The organism is Streptomyces sp. NRRL WC-3742, assembly GCF_000720635.1.
In the GTDB taxonomy this organism is placed as follows: domain Bacteria; phylum Actinomycetota; class Actinomycetes; order Streptomycetales; family Streptomycetaceae; genus Kitasatospora.
In genome coordinates this window covers 1-17890 of the sequence record NZ_JOCF01000037.1, presented here as the reverse complement: position 1 = coordinate 17890, position 17890 = coordinate 1, and the positions used below count along the sequence as shown (strand labels likewise).

The 17890-nt window shown below is 71.4% G+C and carries 14 protein-coding genes; 11 read left to right on the top strand and 3 right to left on the bottom strand.

What is annotated here, in order from left to right; all coding sequences use genetic code 11:
* Positions 1-175: 175 nt before the first annotated feature.
* Complete coding sequence (locus IH61_RS0120955; protein ID WP_031072017.1) at positions 176-1570, bottom strand: aspartate aminotransferase family protein; 1395 nt, start codon at positions 1568-1570, stop codon at positions 176-178.
* Positions 1567-2040, bottom strand: a complete 474-nt coding sequence (locus IH61_RS0120950) for an Lrp/AsnC family transcriptional regulator (protein ID WP_030243538.1) — start codon at positions 2038-2040, stop codon at positions 1567-1569. The genes IH61_RS0120955 and IH61_RS0120950 overlap by 4 nt, the downstream gene beginning before the upstream one ends.
* Before the next feature lie 299 nt (positions 2041-2339).
* Here IH61_RS0120950 and IH61_RS0120945 point away from each other — a divergent pair, with 299 nt between their 5' ends.
* Positions 2340-3785 (top strand): gamma-aminobutyraldehyde dehydrogenase, encoded by a 1446-nt coding sequence (locus IH61_RS0120945; RefSeq protein WP_031072015.1) that lies wholly within the window; start codon positions 2340-2342, stop codon positions 3783-3785.
* A 155-nt stretch (positions 3786-3940) separates the two neighbouring features.
* Positions 3941-5299: an aspartate aminotransferase family protein gene (locus tag IH61_RS0120940; RefSeq protein ID WP_031072013.1), complete on the top strand. Its 1359-nt coding sequence runs from the start codon at positions 3941-3943 to the stop codon at positions 5297-5299.
* A 48-nt stretch (positions 5300-5347) separates the two neighbouring features.
* Here the strand turns inward: IH61_RS0120940 and IH61_RS0120935 are convergent, their stop codons facing one another.
* Positions 5348-7006, bottom strand: a complete 1659-nt coding sequence (locus IH61_RS0120935; RefSeq protein WP_031072011.1) for a PucR family transcriptional regulator — start codon at positions 7004-7006, stop codon at positions 5348-5350.
* Between the two features lie 232 nt (positions 7007-7238).
* Here IH61_RS0120935 and IH61_RS0120930 point away from each other — a divergent pair, with 232 nt between their 5' ends.
* The 9 genes from IH61_RS0120930 (at position 7239) to IH61_RS0120890 (ending at position 17650) form a co-directional block, all read left to right on the top strand.
* Positions 7239-8750 carry a gamma-aminobutyraldehyde dehydrogenase gene (locus IH61_RS0120930; protein ID WP_031072009.1) on the top strand — a complete coding sequence of 504 codons (1512 nt, stop codon included), beginning with the start codon at positions 7239-7241 and terminating at the stop codon, positions 8748-8750.
* Between the two features lie 51 nt (positions 8751-8801).
* On the top strand, positions 8802-10052 hold the full coding sequence (locus tag IH61_RS0120925; protein ID WP_051837581.1) for a polyamine ABC transporter substrate-binding protein: 1251 nt from the start codon (positions 8802-8804) through the stop codon (positions 10050-10052).
* Between the two features lie 38 nt (positions 10053-10090).
* On the top strand, positions 10091-11230 hold the full coding sequence (locus tag IH61_RS0120920; protein ID WP_031072004.1) for an ABC transporter ATP-binding protein: 1140 nt from the start codon (positions 10091-10093) through the stop codon (positions 11228-11230).
* A complete protein-coding gene (locus IH61_RS0120915) occupies positions 11227-12156 on the top strand; it encodes an ABC transporter permease (RefSeq protein WP_031072002.1) in 930 nt (309 codons plus the stop codon). Before IH61_RS0120920 ends, IH61_RS0120915 begins: the two co-directional genes overlap by 4 nt.
* Entirely contained in the window at positions 12156-12959 is an 804-nt protein-coding gene (locus tag IH61_RS0120910) for an ABC transporter permease (RefSeq protein ID WP_031072000.1), read from the top strand. Before IH61_RS0120915 ends, IH61_RS0120910 begins: the two co-directional genes overlap by 1 nt.
* A 103-nt stretch (positions 12960-13062) precedes the next feature.
* The gene (locus IH61_RS0120905; protein ID WP_031071999.1) at positions 13063-14457 is read left to right on the top strand and encodes an NAD(P)/FAD-dependent oxidoreductase; all 1395 of its coding nucleotides are present in this window, start codon (positions 13063-13065) and stop codon (positions 14455-14457) included.
* A 110-nt stretch (positions 14458-14567) separates the two neighbouring features.
* Complete coding sequence (locus IH61_RS0120900; protein ID WP_031071997.1) at positions 14568-15053, top strand: hypothetical protein; 486 nt, start codon at positions 14568-14570, stop codon at positions 15051-15053.
* Positions 15054-15127: 74 nt separating this feature from the next.
* Positions 15128-15910: a nucleotidyl transferase AbiEii/AbiGii toxin family protein gene (locus IH61_RS0120895; RefSeq protein ID WP_051837580.1), complete on the top strand. Its 783-nt coding sequence runs from the start codon at positions 15128-15130 to the stop codon at positions 15908-15910.
* A gap of 216 nt (positions 15911-16126) precedes the next feature.
* On the top strand, positions 16127-17650 hold the full coding sequence (locus IH61_RS0120890) for a CoA-acylating methylmalonate-semialdehyde dehydrogenase (RefSeq protein ID WP_031071994.1): 1524 nt from the start codon (positions 16127-16129) through the stop codon (positions 17648-17650).
* Positions 17651-17890: the final 240 nt, after the last annotated feature.

Genomic DNA, 17890 nt, shown 5'->3' with positions numbered 1-17890 from the left:
CGGTTGCGGCGCACTGGTCCATCACGGGCAAATCACCCGCATTCAGGCATGTTTGGTCGTACGACCGTGATGCGGACGTGATCATGGCGTGAACGCCGAAGGGCGGCCCCGGCGCCCGGAGTCCAGGCAGTCGGGGCCGCCCTTCGGCGGAGGGTGGGGAGGAGGGCTCAGGGGATCAGAGCTTCGCCCACGCGTCGGTGAGGCTGGTCCGCAGGATCTGCTCGATCTCGTCGAAGGTCGACTGGTCGGAGATCAGCGGCGGGGCCAGCTGGATGACCGGGTCGCCACGGTCGTCGGCGCGGCAGTACAGGCCGTTGTCGAAGAGGGCCTTCGAGAGGAAGCCGTAGAGCACGCGCTCGACCTCGTCGTCGTTGAAGGACTCCTTGGTGACCTTGTCCTTGACGAGCTCGATGCCGTAGAAGTACCCGTTGCCGCGGACGTCGCCGACGATCGGCAGGTCGCGCAGCTTGTTCAGGGTGCCCAGGAAGGCGGCCTCGTTGTCGAGGACCTTCTGGTTGAGGCCCTCGCGCTCGAAGATGTCGAGGTTGGCGAGTGCCACGGCCGAGGAGACCGGGTGACCGGCGAAGGTGTAGCCGTGCAGGAAGGTGTTGTCACCCTTGTAGAACGGCTCGGCCAGGCGGTCGGAGATGATCGTGGCGCCGATCGGGGAGTAGCCCGAGGTCATGCCCTTGGCGCAGGTGATCATGTCGGGCTGGTAGCCGAACTTGTCGGCGCCGAACATGGTGCCGAGGCGGCCGAAGGCGCAGATGACCTCGTCCGAGACCAGCAGCACGTCGTGGCGGTCGCAGATCTCGCGCAGGCGCTGGAAGTAGCCGGGCGGCGGCGGGAAGCAGCCGCCGGCGTTCTGCACCGGCTCCACGAAGACGGCGGCGACGGTGTCGGCGCCCTCGTTGAGGATGGCGACCTCGATCTCGTCGGCGCACCAGCGGCCGTACGCCTCGGGGTCGACCGTGCCGTCCGGGCCCTCGAGGAAGGCCGGGGCGCGGTAGATGTTGGTGTTCGGGGCCTTGTGGGTGCCCGGCACCAGCGGCTCGAACGGGGCCTTCAGGCCCGGCAGGCCCGTGATGGACAGCGCGCCCTGGGGGGTGCCGTGGTAGGCGACGGCGCGGGAGATGACCTTGTACTTGGTCGGCTTGCCGGTCAGCTTGAAGTACTGCTTGGCCAGCTTCCAGGCGGTCTCGACGGCCTCGCCGCCGCCGGTGGAGAAGAAGACCTTGTTCAGGTCGCCCGGGGCGTAGTTGGCCAGGCGCTCGGCCAGCTCGACGGCCTTGGGGTGCGCGTAGCTCCAGATCGGGAAGAACGCGAGTTCCTTGGCCTGCTTGGCGGCGACCTCGGCGAGCTCGGTGCGGCCGTGACCGGCCTGCACGACGAACAGGCCGGCGAGGCCGTCGATGTACTTCCGGCCCTTGTCGTCCCAGATGTACGTGCCCTCACCCTTGACGATGGTGGGCACGGGGGAGTTCTCGTACGACGACATGCGGGTGAAGTGCATCCACAGGTGGTCGTAGGCGGTCTTGGAAAGGTCCTTCTGGGCCGGGTCGGCTGTCATCGGGTGCCCCAGGTGTAGGTCTGTTTCCGGAGCTTCAGGTAAACGAAGCTCTCGGTACTCCGCACGCCGGGAAGCGCGCGGATGCGCTTGTTGATCAGTTCGAGCAGGTGCTCGTCGTCCTCGCAGACCAGTTCGGCCAGGAGGTCGAACGAGCCTGCGGTGCAGACGACGTAGTCGACCTCGTCGAGGGCGGCCAGCGCGTCGGCGACGGGTTCGATGTCGCCCTCGACGCGGATGCCGACCATCGCCTGGCGGGTGAAGCCGACGGTGAGCGGGTCCGTGACGGCGACGATCTGCATCACGCCCTGGTCGAGCAGCTTCTGGACGCGCTGTCGCACGGCCGCCTCCGACAGGCCGACGGCCTTGCCGATGGCGGCGTACGGGCGGCGCCCGTCCTCCTGCAGCTGCTCGATGATCGCCTTGGAGGCGGCATCGAGGGGAACGCTCGCGTTCCGGTCGCGGTTGGCCACGCCGCCACTGTGCCTGATCGTTCCTCTGTTCGCAAGCGTGGAAACTGCTGATTTCGTCGAGATCTCGGACAACGCATGCGGATTTCATCGCTGACGCGCCATTGCCCTGTCGATCACGGCAGTCTTGCGGCTACCCTGGCACCGTACGCGCGCGCCCCCGCAGGGAGGCGCGCATTCCGCCACCAGTGGATCGCGCCGCACCGGGCACGGCCACTCGGCACCCTTCGCCCGCCTGATCCGCCGACGTACCATGGCGCCGGATTCTGCAATGCCGCAGGCCCAGACCGAGGAGAGACCCCGTGAGCGACCTTCGCACGCTGCGCAACTACATCAACGGTGAGTTCGTCGACGCGGCCGACGGCCGCACCCTCGACATCGTGGACCCGACCACCGGCGAGGTGTACGCGACGTCGCCGCTGTCGGGTGCCGCGGACGTGGACGCCGCCATGGCCTCCGCCGCCGCCGCGTTCCCGATCTGGCGCGACGCCACCCCGAGCACCCGGCAGAAGCTGCTGCTGAAGATCGCCGACGCGGTCGAGGCCCGGGCCGACGAGATCGTCGACGCCGAGGTGCGCAACACCGGCAAGCCGCGCGCGCTGACCCTCTCCGAGGAGATCGGCCCGATGGTGGACCAGATCCGCTTCTTCGCCGGTGCCGCCCGCCTGCTGGAGGGCAAGGCCGCCGGTGAGTACATGGACGGCATGACCTCGATCATCCGCCGCGAGCCGGTCGGCGTCTGCGCCCAGGTCGCGCCGTGGAACTACCCGATGATGATGGCGGTCTGGAAGTTCGCCCCGGCCATCGCCGCCGGCAACGCCGTCGTGCTCAAGCCCTCGGACACCACCCCGGCCTCCACCGTGCTGCTGGCCGAGATCATCGGCGGCATCCTCAAGGAGCTGGACCTGCCGGCCGGCGTCTTCAACGTGATCTGCGGCGACCGCGAGACCGGCAAGCTGATGGTCGAGCACAAGACCCCGGCGATGGCCTCCATCACCGGCTCCGTCCGCGCCGGCATCCAGGTCGCCGAGTCCGCCTCCAAGGACGTCAAGCGCGTCCACCTGGAGCTGGGCGGCAAGGCCCCGGTCGTGGTCTTCGAGGACGCCGACATCGCCGAGGCCGTCGAGGGCATCTCGGTGGCGGGCTTCTTCAACGCCGGCCAGGACTGTACGGCCGCCACCCGCGTGCTGGTGCACGAGTCGATCCACGACGCCTTCGTCGAGGCGCTGGCCAAGGCCGCGGCCGAGACCAAGACCGGCGGCGTGGACGACGAGGACGTGCTGTACGGCCCGCTGAACAACGCCAACCAGCTCAAGCAGGTCTCCGGCTTCATCGAGCGCCTGCCCGCCCACGCCAAGGTCGAGGCCGGTGGCCACCGGGTCGGCGACCAGGGCTACTTCTACGCCCCGACCGTCGTCTCCGGCCTGAACCAGGACGACGAGATCATCCAGAACGAGGTCTTCGGCCCGGTCATCACCGTGCAGAAGTTCTCCGACGAGGACCAGGCCGTCGACTACGCCAACGGCGTCGAGTACGCGCTGGCCTCCTCGGTGTGGACCAAGGACCACGCGCGCGCCATGCGGATGTCGCGCCGCCTGGACTTCGGCTGCGTCTGGATCAACACCCACATCCCGCTGGTCGCGGAGATGCCGCACGGCGGCTTCAAGAAGTCCGGCTACGGCAAGGACCTCTCCTCCTACGGCTTCGAGGACTACACCCGTGTGAAGCACGTGATGACCGCGATCTAGTCACGCGATCTGGTCATAGGACGTGACGAGGAAGTGATGATGGGCCCGGGTCGCGCAGACCCGGGCCCATCATCCTTGCAGCCTGTCGGCGGACCGCCCGACAGGCTGACAGGATGGAACTGCCCTTCGCGGGCCGGACTCCCTAGCCTTGCCGCATGAGCATCCCCACCGCCGACTCGGCCGCCGGCCAGGCCGTCAAGGCTTCCGACCGCGCGCACGTCTTCCACTCGTGGTCCGCCCAGGCACTGATCGACCCCCTCGCGGTGGCCGGCGCCGAGGGCTCGTACTTCTGGGACTACGAGGGCAACCGCTACCTCGACTTCTCCTCCCAACTGGTCAACACCAACATCGGCCACCAGCACCCCAGGGTCGTCGCCGCGATCCAGGAGCAGGCGGCGAAGCTCTGCACCCTCGCCCCCGGCTTCGCCGTCGAGCCGCGCAGCGAGGCCGCCCGGCTGATCGCCGAGCGCACCCCCGGCGACCTGGACAAGATCTTCTTCACCAACGGCGGCGCCGAGGCCAACGAGAACGCCATCCGCATGGCCCGGCTGCACACCGGCCGGCAGAAGGTGCTCTCCACCTACCGCTCGTACCACGGCGCCACCGCCAACGCGATCGCCCTGACCGGGGACCCGCGCCGCTGGGCCAACGAGACCGGCGTCTCCGGGGTGGTGCACTTCTGGGGCCCCTACGCCTACCGCACCAACTTCCACGCCGAGAACGAGGCCCAGGAGTGCGAGCGCGCGCTGGAGCACCTCGAGCAGGTCATCGCCTTCGAGGGCCCGGGCACCGTCGCGGCGATCATCCTGGAGACGGTGGTCGGCACCGCCGGCGTCCTCGTCCCGCCGCCCGGCTACCTGGCCGGGGTGCGCGAGATCTGCGACAGGTACGGGATCGTGTTCATCCTCGACGAGGTGATGGCCGGCTTCGGGCGCACCGGCGAGTGGTTCGCCGCCGACCACTGGGGGATCACCCCGGACCTGCTGACCTTCGCCAAGGGCGTCAACTCCGGCTACGTGCCGCTGGGCGGCGTCGCCATCAGCGCCGAGATCGCCGCGACCTTCGCCGAGCGGCCCTTCCCGGGCGGGCTCACCTACTCCGGGCACCCGCTGGCCTGTGCCTCGGCCGTGGCCACCATCAACGCCATGGCGGAGGAGGGCATCGTCGAGAACGCCAGGGACATCGGCGAGAACGTCCTCGGCCCGGGCCTGCGCGAGCTGGCCGAGCGGCACCCCTCGATCGGCGAGGTGCGGGGCCTCGGCGTGTTCTGGGCGCTGGACCTGGTCAAGGACCGGGCCACCCGCGAGCCGCTGGTGCCGTACAACGCGGCCGGCGCCGACAACGCGCCGATGGCCGAGCTGGCCGCCGCCTGCAAGCGGCGCGGGCTGTGGCCGTTCGTCAACATGAACCGCTTCCACGTCGTCCCGCCGTGCACCGTCACCGAGGAGGAGGCCAAGGCCGGCCTCGCGGTGCTCGACGAGGCGCTCTCGGTCGCGGACGCGCACACCGCCTGACGGTCCGTCACCCATGGCCCCGGTCAAGAGAATTGGCCGGGGCCGTCGTCATCGGCGCACGGCGTCCAGGGCGAGCAGCGCCACGTGCAGGGACAGGCAGGACTCGACCTGGTCGAGGTCGACGCCGAGGATGCGCTCGACCTTGTGCAGGCGGTCGTAGAAGGACGGCCGGGACAGGTGCGCCGCGTCGGCCGCCGCCGACTTGTTGCGGCCCTGCTCCAGGTAGATCCGCAGCATCTGCACCAACTGGCCGTTGTGCTCGGCGTCGTGGGCCAGCAGCGGGCCCAACTCCCGCTCCACGTACGTCTGGAGGCGGGCGTCGTCGCGCAGCAGGTGGAGCAGGCCCCGCAGCCGCACGTCCGGCAGTCGGTAGTAGGAGGCGGCCCTGGCTCCGCCGGGGGCGTCGTGCAGGGCGGCGTCGGCGACCTGGGTGGCCTCCAGCAGGGTGCGCCGGGCGTCGCGGACCGCGCCGACCGAGGAGCCCACCGCGACCACCGGCCCCGCGGGGTCGGTGCCGCCCTGCCCGGCCTCGGCGGACATCCGGCGCAGGGTCGCGGAGAAGGAGTCGAGGGCGGCGTGCTCGTCCTGCTGGGCGCCGAGCGCGATCAGCAGGCCCACGCCCTCGTCGTCCAGCGCGCCGACCAGGGCGGACAGGCGGCAGGCGCGGACGGCGCCGGCGGCCAGCTCGGTGAAGTCGCGCAGCCTCGCCTGCGCCTCCAGCGCGGCCGGGATCGGCCCGCGCCGGCGCCGCAGCACCACGCCGACCAGGCGCCGCCCCTCCAGCGGGACGCCGAGCGCCTGGGCGCGCAGGGAGACCTCGGAGACGGTCAGCGCATGGGTGAGGATGCCGGAGAGCAGGGTGCGGTGGGTCTGCCGCTCCAGGCTCTCCCGGTCGCGCACCACCAGCCGGTTGAGCGCCAGCGCGGAGGCGCCGCGCTCCAGCAGCATGGTGTGCGGGTGGCCCTCGCCCTCCGGCAGCGCCGGGCCCGGCTCCTGGACGAGGACGAGGCGGCCCCAGTCCTGGCCGCGGGCGCCGACCGTGGTCACCAGCCAGCCGCTGCGCGGGTCGTGGCCGGTGCGCCCGGGCGGGCGGACCCCGCGCGAGCGGCGCTCCCAGTCCTCCAGCACCTCGGCCTCCGGACGCCCCGCGGTGTCGTGGGCGAGCACCTGGTGGGCGAGGTTCTCCAGGACGACCGGCGCGCCCGCCATCCGGGCGACCTGGCGGATCACCTCGGGCGGCTCGGCGCCCTCCACCACCAGCTCGTTGAACACCTGGTGCACGGACTCCGAGATGCGCAGCTGCTCCAGCTGGGCGTTGACCACCAGGGCGTGCACGGCCTCGGTGACGGCGACGAAGCGCACCTCGCGGCGCAGTGCGACCAGCGGCAGTCCGCGCTGCTCGGCGGCGTGCACCAGGGCGCGGGGGAGCGTGTCGAAGTAGCGCCGGCCGAACTCGACGACCAGCCCGGCCACCCCGACCTCGTCCAGCTCGCGGACGTAGCGGGCCAGGCCCTCGCGGTCCTCGGGCAGCGCGATGCCGGTGGTCAGCACCAGCTCGCCGCCCCGGAGCATCCCGGCCACGTCGGGCAGCTCGCTGACGTGGACCCAGCGGACGGGCCGTTCCAGGCGGTCGGCGCCGGCCACCACCTGGGGCAGGCCGCGCCGCATCACGTCCAGGTCGAGCACACGGGCGACGGTGGGGAGCATCGCGGCCTCCTGCGGAAGTGGGGGATGCAGGGTGTCAGGTGAATCATCCACCGCGGCGACGACCTGTCACCCCGTGAGGCGCCTTGCACACTGTAAGGCCCTTCGTGGCGAGACTGTCGGAGTGACCCTTGTCACCCTCGGCCCGCACCGGGCAAGGTCGGCGGGACCGCAGACCCCCACCGCGGACACGTGATCCCGCAGCGGTCGAACCACGGCACCAGGAGGCATTCGGATGGACCTGACCGACTTCGGCGCGGGCGCGCAGTACCTCGCGGGCCGTCAGGCCCGGGGGAGCGGCGAGCCCTTCCAGGTCGTCAACCCGGCGGACGGCACGGTGGTCGAGGAGATCACCCTGGCCGGCGCCGAGGACGTCGACGCCGCCGTCCGCGCGGCGAAGGCCGCCCTGCCCGGCTGGTCCCGGGCCACCCCGGGCACCCGGGCCGAGGCGCTCACCCGGCTCGCCGCCGTCCTCGCCGACGCCGCCGACGACCTGGCCCGGGTGGAGACCTCCCAGACCGGCAAACCGATCAAGCTGGCCACCGAGTTCGACGTGCCCGGCACGGTCGACAACGCCGCCTTCTTCGCCGGCGCCGCCCGCAACCTGGAGGGCAGGGCCGCAGGCGAGTACTCCGGCGACCACACCTCCTACGTCCGGCGCGAGGCGATCGGCGTGGTCGGCTCGATCTCCCCGTGGAACTACCCGTTGCAGATGGCCGCCTGGAAGATCCTCCCGGCGATCGCGGCCGGCAACACCATCGTCCTCAAGCCCGCCGAGCTGACCCCGCTGACCTCCCTGATGTTCGCCCGGGCCTGCACCGAGGCGGGCATCCCCGACGGCGTCGTCAACGTGGTCACCGGCGCCGGATGCACCGCCGGCGAGCAACTGGTCTCCCACCCCGACGTCGCGATGGTCTCCTTCACCGGCTCCACCGCCGTCGGCCGCCGCGTCGCCGAACTCGCCACCGCCACCGTCAAGCGCACCCACCTCGAACTCGGCGGCAAGGCCCCCTTCGTGGTCTTCGACGACGCCGACCTCGACGCCGCCGTGCACGGAGCCGTCGCCGCCTCGCTGATCAACGGCGGCCAGGACTGCACCGCCGCCACCCGCGCCTACGTCGAACGCCCGCTGTACGACGCCTTCGTGGCCGGGGTGGCCGAACTGTTCGCGGCGATCCGCCTCGGCGACCCGCTCGACCCGCACACCGACCTCGGCCCGCTGGTCTCGTACACCCACCGCGACCGGGTGGCCGGCTTCGTCGAGCGCGCCCGCTCGTACGCCACCGTCCTCACCGGCGGCTCCGCACCCGAGAAGGGCCACGACGGCACCGACCTCACCCGCGGCGCCTACTACGCCCCCACCCTGATCACCGGCGCGGCGCAGGACAGCGAGGTCGTCCAGGGCGAGATCTTCGGCCCGGTCCTGGTCGTGCTGCCCTTCGACGGCGACGACGAGGGCCTGCGGCTGGCCAACGACACCCCGTACGGCCTGGCCGCCTCCGCCTGGACGACGAACGTGCACCGCTCGCTGCGCGCCACCCGGGAGATCGCCGCCGGGTGCGTCTGGGTCAACGACCACATCCCGATCATCAGCGAGATGCCGCACGGCGGTTACAAGGCGTCCGGCTACGGCAAGGACATGTCCCAGTACTCGCTGGACGAGTACACCCAGGTCAAGCACGTCATGTTCGACACCACGGCGGTGGCCCGCAAGGACTGGCACCGCACCGTCTTCGGCGACAGATGACCCCGCCGGGGTGCCCCCACAACCCCCCATCCCCTCCAGGAGGCCCGTTCCATGGTGTTCAACGAGCTCGCCGACGGTCTGCCCGAACCGGTCCGCAGGGCCTGGGAACGCAGCCTGACCAGCGGCCGGGCCGCGGTCGGCCGGCGCGCCCTGCTGCGGGCCGGGGCGCTGGCCGCCGGGGCGGGCGCCCTGACCGCCTGCGGCATCCCCGCCGCACCCCGCGTCAGCGGCGACTCGACGGCGGGCGCTGCCAAGGACCTCTCGGAGAGCGAGAAGGAGGTCGTGTTCTCCAACTGGCCGCTGTACGTGGACACCGACGAGAAGGACAAGCAGAAGCACGGCACCCTGGACGCCTTCACCTCCGACACCGGCATCAAGGTCAAGTACACCGAGGACGTCAACGACAACGTCGAGTTCTTCGGCAAGGTCAAGCCGCAGCTCGCCGCCGGGCAGGACACCGGCCGCGACCTGATGGTCCTCACCGACTGGATGGCCGCCCGGCTGATCCGCCTCGGCTGGGCGCAGAAGCTCAACCCGGCCAACGTCACCACCGCCATCACCAACGTCGAGGCCCGCTTCCGCGCCCCCGACTGGGACCCGGGGCGGCTCTACTCCTATCCGTGGGCCGGCATCCAGGCCGTCGTCGCCTACAACAAGAAGGCCACCAAGGGCCGGGAGGTCACCAGCGTCTCCCAACTGCTGGACGACCCCGAGCTGAAGGGCCGGGTCACCTTCCTGTCCGAGATGCGCGACAGCATCGGGATGGTCCTGCTGGACATGGGCAAGGACCCGGCCAAGTTCACCGCCGACGACTACGCGGCCGCCGTCGCGAGGCTCCAGAAGGCCGTCGACAACAAGCAGATCCGCCGCTTCACCGGCAACGACTACGGCCAGGAGCTGTCCTCCGGCGACATCGCCGCCTGCATCGCCTGGGGCGGGGACCTCATCCAACTGCGCGCCGACAACCCGGACATCGAGTTCGCCGTCCCCGAGAAGGGCTACATCGTCTCGACCGACAACCTGCTCGTCCCGGCCAAGGCCCGGCACAAGACCAACGCCGAGAAGCTGATCGACTTCTACTACCGGCCGAAGATCGCGGCGCAGCTCGTCGCGGGCATCGGCTTCGTCTCCGCCGTCACCGGCATGAAGGACGAACTCGCCACCCTCGCCCCCGACAGCGCCGCCAACCCGCTGGTCGTCCCCACCCCCGAGATGGCGACCAAGGCCCACGTCTTCCGCACCCTCACCGAGAGCGAGGAGAGCGACTTCGAGCAGAAGTTCTCCAAGCTCATCGGCGCGTGACCTCCGCCCACGGCCCAGACCACCAGGAAGACACCCCCATGACAGACCAGCAGCGCGACGCGGCCGGCGGCGACGTCCGACTCACCGGCATCGGCAAGACCTACGGCGCCTTCACCGCCGTCCACCCGCTCGACCTCACCGTCCCCCAGGGCTCCTTCTTCGCCCTCCTCGGCGCCTCCGGCTGCGGCAAGACCACCACCCTGCGCATGATCGCCGGCCTCGAGGAGCCCACCAGCGGCACCGTCCTGATCGGCGGCCAGGACGTCACCGCCCTGCCCCCGTACAAGCGCCCGGTCAACACCGTCTTCCAGAGCTACGCCCTCTTCCCCCACCTCGACATATTCGAGAACGTCGCCTTCGGCCTGCGCCGCCGCGGCAGGAAGGACGTCCGCCGGCAGGTCGAGGAGATGCTCGAACTCGTCGAGCTCGGCCCGTACGCCCGGCGCAAGCCGCACCAGCTCTCCGGCGGCCAGCAACAGCGCGTCGCCGTCGCCCGCGCCCTGATCAACCAGCCCCAGGTGCTGCTCCTCGACGAGCCGCTCGGCGCCCTCGACCTCAAACTGCGCCGCCAGATGCAGCTGGAGCTCAAGCGCATCCAGACCGAGGTCGGCATCACCTTCGTCCACGTCACCCACGACCAGGAGGAGGCCATGACCATGGCCGACACCATCGCGGTGATGAACGGCGGCCGGGTCGAGCAACTGGGCGCCCCCGCCGACCTGTACGAGAACCCCGGCACCACCTTCGTCGCCAACTTCCTCGGCCAGTCCAACCTGCTGCCCGCCGAGGTCTCCGGCGGCGCGGGCGAGGACCTGCTGCTCACCGTCGACGGCGCTCGCCTCGCCGTGCCCCGGGCCCGCTGCGCCACCGGGGCCAAGCGCGTCCACCTGGGCGTGCGGCCCGAGAAGATCACCATCGCCCACGCCACCGGGGAGGTCGCCGAGGGCCGCAACCGGCTCGGCGGCACGGTCGTCGACTCCAGCTTCATCGGCGTCTCCACCCAGTACGTGGTGCGCACCGACGGCGGCCAGGAGGTCACCGTCTTCGAGCAGAACATGGAGCGCGACGCCCGGATCGTCCCCGGCGCCCCCGTGCTGCTGCACTGGAACCCGGCGCACTCCTTCGCCCTCGACGCCGCGCAGGCGATCGACGCGGGCACCGCCGAGGAGGCTTCGTGACCGCCACCGCCCCGGCCGCGCCGCCGCAGGTCGTACCGCTCACCGAGGGAACCCGGAAGCCGAGGCGCAGGCTCACCCCGTACTGGCTGCTGCTGCCCGGCATCGCCTGGCTGGTCGTCTTCTTCGCCGTCCCGATGGTCTACCAGGCGTCGACCTCGCTGCAGACCGGCTCCCTAGAGGAGGGCTTCCAGGTCACCTGGCACTTCTCGACGTACTGGGACGCCTTCGTCGAGTACAGGTGGCACTTCGTCCGCTCGTTCTCCTACGCGGCCACCGCCACCGTGCTCTGCCTGGCCATCGGCTACCCGCTCGCGTACACCATCGCCTTCAAGGCGAGCCGGCGCTGGCGCAACGTCATCCTGATCCTGGTCATCGCGCCGTTCTTCACCAGCTTCCTGATCCGCACCCTGGCCTGGAAGACGATCCTCTCCGACGGCGGCCCGGTGGTCGGCGCCCTCAACGCGCTGCACCTCCTGGACGTCACCGAGGCGGTGGGCCTCACCTCCGGCGACCGGGTGCTCGCCACCCCGCTGGCCGTGGTCTGCGGCCTCACCTACAACTTCCTGCCGTTCATGATCCTGCCGCTGTACACCTCGCTGGAGCGGATCGACCCCCGGCTGCACGAGGCGGCCTCGGACCTGTACGCCCGGCCGTTCACCACCTTCCGCAAGGTCACCTTCCCGATCTCGCTGCCCGGCGTCGTCGCCGGCACCCTGCTGACCTTCATCCCGGCCTCCGGCGACTACATCAACGCCCAGCTGCTGGGCTCGCCCAGCGAGCAGATGGTCGGCAACGGCATCCAGAAGCAGTTCCTGAACGTGCTCGACTACCCCACGGCGGCCGCGCTGAGCTTCATCCTGATGGCCCTGATCCTGGGCATGGTGACGGTCTACATGCGCAAGGCCGGGACGGAGGAACTCGTCTGATGTCCCGCATCCTCACCTGGATCCGCGCCCACCTGGTGGTGCTGGCCGGCCTGCTGGCCCTCGCCTACCTCGTGCTGCCCAACCTGGTCGTGCTGGCCTTCTCCTTCAACAGGCCGGCCGGCAAGTTCAACTACGAGTGGAACGAGTTCTCCACCGACGCCTGGACCGACCCCTGCGGTGTGGCCGACATGTGCCAGTCGCTCTCGCTCAGCCTCCAGGTCGCGGTGCTCGCCACGATCGGCGCCACCGTCCTCGGCACCATGGTCGCCTTCGCGCTGGCCCGGTACCGCTTCCGCGGCCGCTCGGCCACCACGGCGATGATCTTCCTGCCGATGGCCATGCCCGAGGTGGTCATGGCCGCCTCCCTCGGGACGCTGTTCCTCAACATGCGCATCCCGTTCGGCTTCACCACCATCCTCATCGCGCACATCATGTTCTGCCTCAGCTTCGTGGTGACGGCCGTCAAGGCCCGCGTGATGAGCATGGACCCGAGGCTCGAACAGGCCGCCCAGGACCTCTACGCGACGCCCGTCCAGACCTTCCTGCGCGTGACCCTCCCGCTGGCCGCCCCCGGTATCGCGGCGGGCGCGCTGCTCAGCTTCGCGCTCTCCTTCGACGACTTCATCATCACCCAGTTCAACTCGGGCCCGGCCACGGTCACCTTCCCGATGTTCGTCTGGGGCGCCTCGCAGCGCGGCATCCCGGTGCAGGTGAACGTCATCGGCACCGCGATGTTCCTCGCCGCCGTCGCGCTGACCGTCGTCGGCCAGTGGATCGGCAACCGGCGCAAGGCCACGGCCTGACACGGCCTGATACCGCGTGACACCGCCCGAGGCCACGGTCCGACGTACGGTCGGCGGCGGTGGTTCGTGTTCTCACCTCTCCATGGAAAGTGGCTGATCATGTATGGACTCCGCCCGCGCGCTCAGTGACGCCAGGCCCACCCCCTTCTGGCTGGAGGACCCCGGCCGGCCCGAGGCGCTGCCCGCCCTGGTCGGCGAGACCAGCTGCGACCTGCTGGTCGTCGGCGGCGGCTACTCCGGGCTCTGGACCGCCCTCATCGCCAAGGAGCGCGACCCCTCCCTGGACGTCGTCCTCCTCGAGGGCAACGAGGTCGGGTGGGCCGCCTCCGGGCGTAACGGCGGATTCTGCGCGGCCAGCCTCACCCACGGCTTCGGCAACGGCCTCCAGCGCTGGCCCTCCGAACTCGCACGGCTCGAACGCCTCGGCGCCGCCAACCTCGACGGCATCGAGGCCGCGATCAAGCGCTACGGCATCGACGCCGAATGGGAGCGCACCGGCGAGATCGACGTCGCCACCCAGCCCCACCAGCTCGAGGAGCTCCACGAGATCGCCGAGGCCGTCCAGCGGTACGGCTTCGACCTCACCGTCCTCGACGCCGACCAGCTGCGCGCCGAGGTCGACTCGCCGACCTTCCTCGGCGGCCTCTGGGACAAGGAGGGCGTGGCCATGGTCCATCCCGCCAAGCTCGCCTGGGGCCTCAAGGAGGCGTGCCTCGCCCAGGGCGTTCGGATCCACGAGCGCACCCGGGCCACCGAGCTGCGCGAGCACGGCGCCGGCATGGCCGCCCGCACCCCGTACGGCCGGGTCCTCGCCCGCCGCGTCGCGCTCGGCACCAACGTGTTCCCGTCCCTGCTCAGGCGCGTGCGTCCGTACGTCGTTCCGGTGTACGACTACGCGCTGATGACCGAGCCACTCAGCGAGGAGCAGCGCGCCGCGATCGGCTGGCGCGGGCGGCAGGGGCTCGGCGACAGCGCCAACAAGTTCCACTACTTCCGGCTCACCGCCGACGACCGCATCCTCTGGGGCGGCTACGACGCGGTCTACCACTACGGCGGCCACGTCCGGCACGAGTACGACCAGCGGCCGGAGACCTTCCGCACCCTCGCCCGCCACTTCTTCCGCTGCTTCCCCCAGCTGGAGGGGCTGCGCTTCACCAACGCCTGGGGCGGCGCCATCGACACCTGCAGCCGCTTCTCGGCCTTCTTCGACACCGCGTACCGGGGAAAGGTCGCCTACGCGGTCGGCTACACCGGGCTCGGCGTCGGCGCGACCCGCTTCGGCGCCGAGGTGATGCTCGACCTGCTCGCCGGGGAGCGCACCGAGCGGACCGAACTGGATATGGTCCGCAGCAAGCCGATGCCGTTCCCGCCCGAACCGGTGCGCTGGGCGGGCATCGGGATCACCACCCGCTCCCTGGAGGCGGCCGACCGCAACGGCGGCCACCGCAACCTGTGGCTCCGCACGCTCGACCGGCTGGGGCTCGGCTTCGACAGCTGAGCCCGCTACCTGTGTAAGAGGGACCCGCCGTCCGCCTCTCCTTGGTGACGGCGGGTCCCGCAGCACCCGCCGCAGCGAACGAACGCGTGCGAGAAGCGGGGACAGACGACATGGAGAGCACCGGACTGCACTGGCTCGCCCAGGTGATGCCGAACCCGGAGGCGTTCCGGGCCCACTGGGAACGCACCGGGCTGGGAGTGATGCTGCTGCCCGCCGGGCGCCGCTGGGACGTCCTCTCCGTCCCCGGCCGCCTCGGGCGCCCGGCCCTCGACGTCCTGGCCGCCGGGACGTGCGGGCCCGTGCTCGCGGACTCCGGGGGTTCCAGGGGTTCCAGGGATTCCCGAGGCTCCCGGGGTTCCGGGGACGTCAGGGGCGGGTACGTCGGCTTCCTCGTGCCGGTGGGCACCGCCGCGCGGTGGATCGGCACCGGGGTGCGCAGTGCGGGCGAGGGCACCTGGATCGCGGTCCCGCACCCCGGGCGCCGCAGCCGGGGGGTGCGGTGGCTGGTGCCACCCGACGGCTCCGGGCGGCTCAACGACCCGGTGTTGCTGGAGCTGGCCCTCCACGAGGCGGCGGCGGGGCTCACCGACTGGTGAGGGACGCCGTCGGCTCCTGCACGGCGCCGGCTCGCGGGGCGGCGGGCGTACGGGCGGCGGGTCAGACTGGAGGCGTGACCACCGCCCCGCACACCGTCGACCCCTCCCTGCGCCCGGGCCCCGCCCAGCTGCGCCTCGCCGCCGTGGCCGCGCCCGTCTGCGAGCGGTACGGGCTGGCGCTGGCCGGCGGGCACGCGCTGCGCGCCCACGGCGTGACGGCCTGCGCGCAGGACGGGCTCACCCTGGCCACCGGCGGCGCCGACCTGGCCGCCGTGGCCGCCGCCCTCGCCGGGGCCTACCGGGCGGAGGGCGGCGAGGCCCTCGAGCGGCCCGGCACGCCGCGGCTGGAACAGCTCACGGTGCGCCTCGCGCTCGGCGGGCGCTCGCACTCGGTGGAGCTGCGCAAGGAGCCGCTCGGCCACCGGCCCGTCCGGCTCGAGCTCGGCGCCCCCGGGCCGGAGGAGCCCCCGGTGACCCTGCCCGTCGTCGCCCTGGAAGACGCGGCGGCGCTCACCACCGCGCTGCTCGTCGACCGGGGCATGCCGCGGGACCTGATCGACGTGCACGCCCTCATCGGCGGCTACCGCGAGGGTGAACTGATCGCGCTGGCAGGGGAGTTGGACGCCGACTTCCAGCCCTCCGCACTCGCCGACCGGCTGGAGACCCTGGCCGAGGCCGCCGACGGACGGTTCCGTGCCCGGGGCCTTCCGGCGGAGGACGTGGACGGGCTCAAGCGGTGGGCGCTCGCCTGGGCGCAGGATCTGCGGCTCGACCTGCTGGAGACGCAGGAGGCGCCGGACGGGCTGCACGACCCGTATCTGGAGGATGAGGACGAGGACGAGGGCGGGAACGCCTGAGGGCGGCTCGCGTCCGGGAAGGACCGCGCTGAACGACCTGTAAGGCTGAATCTGCGATACCCGTCAGCCTGTTCGTTGAGCCGGGGGCCTGGCGGCCACCAGACTGGGAGACGAACGCGGTAGCCCCGTGAAACCCGTCGCCCGGCCCCTCGGTCCGGCGGCGCCGGACCGTACCGGCGGCAGCACGCCGCCCGGGACTTCGGAGGCAGACGGACCTTGAGCAAGCACATCATTCACTGGATCGGCGGCAAGCCCGTCGCCACCGCCGGTGCCGCGCCCCGCCGCGGCGACGTCTTCGACCCGGCCACCGGCCAGGTCGCCGGACAGGTCGACTTCGCCGGGATCGCGGAGGTCGACCAGGCCGTGGCCGCCGCCGCCTCGGCCTTCGCCGACTGGCGCACCGCGTCGATCGCCCGGCGGACCACGGTGCTCTTCGCCTTCCGCGAGCTGCTGAACGCCCGCCGCGAGGAGCTGGCGTCGATCATCGTCTCCGAGCACGGCAAGGTGCACGCCGACGCCCTCGGCGAGATCGCCCGCGGCCTGGAGGTCGTCGAGTACGCCTGCGGCATCCCGCAGCTGATCAAGGGCGGCTACACCGAGCAGGCGTCCACCGGCATCGACGTCTACTCGATCCGCCAGCCGCTCGGCCCCGTGGCGATCATCTCGCCGTTCAACTTCCCGGCCATGGTGCCGATGTGGTTCTTCCCGATCGCCATCGCGGCCGGCAACACCGTCGTGGTGAAGCCCTCGGAGAAGGACCCGTCCGCGGCCAACTTCCTCGCCGAGCTGTGGAAGGAGGCGGGCCTGCCGGACGGCGTCTTCAACGTCGTGCACGGCGACAAGGTCGCCGTCGACCGCCTGCTGGAGCACCCGGACGTCAAGTCCGTCAGCTTCGTCGGCTCCACCCCGATCGCCCGCTACGTCTACGAGACCGGCACCCGCTACGGCAAGCGCGTGCAGGCCCTCGGCGGCGCCAAGAACCACATGCTGGTCCTGCCCGACGCCGACCTCGACCTCGCCGCCGACGCCGCCGTCAACGCGGGCTTCGGCGCGGCCGGGGAGCGCTGCATGGCCGTCTCCGTCCTGGTCGCGGTCGACCCGATCGGCGACGAGCTCGTCGAGAAGATCAAGCAGCGCATCGCCACCCTCAAGGTCGGCCCCGGCTGCAACGGCGACTCCGAGATGGGCCCGCTGGTCACCGGCCAGCACCGCGACAAGGTCACCTCGTACGTGGAGTCCGGTGTCGCGGACGGCGCCGAGCTGGCCGTGGACGGCCGGAAGCACCCGGTCACCGCCGAGGACGCCAACGGCGCGCCGACCGGCGACGGCTTCTGGCTCGGCCCCACCCTGTTCGACCACGTGAAGCCCGGCATGTCCGTCTACAACGACGAGATCTTCGGGCCGGTCCTCTCCGTGGTGCGCGTCGCCTCCTACGAGGAGGGCGTGGCGCTGATCAACGCCAACCCGTACGGCAACGGCACCGCCCTCTTCACCAACGACGGCGGCGCGGCCCGGCGCTTCCAGGTCGAGGTCGAGGTCGGCATGGTCGGCATCAACGTGCCGATCCCGGTGCCCGTCGCCTACTACTCCTTCGGCGGCTGGAAGGCGTCCCTGTTCGGCGACGCCCACGCGTACGGCCAGGACGGCGTGCAGTTCTTCACCCGGGGCAAGGCCGTGACCCAGCGCTGGCTGGACCCGTCGCACGGCGGCATCAACCTCGGCTTCCCGACCAACAGCTGAGTCCGTACACACGGAGTCGCAGCCGGCCGGGCCCCTGGATCGCCAGGGGCCCGGCCGGCTCTTTGCACCGCGTTTGCATCCGGGGGTGGAGGCGCGTAGAGTTCTTCGAGCTGCCTGGCAGGGAGCACCGGACACGCGTCTGCGCGGACGGTCCCGGGGCGGCCAATCCTTCGAAACACCACTTCCCAGTTCGGGCTGGGTCGCGTCTTCGTTTTTTCGGGTCGCGGCTTGGGCCTTATT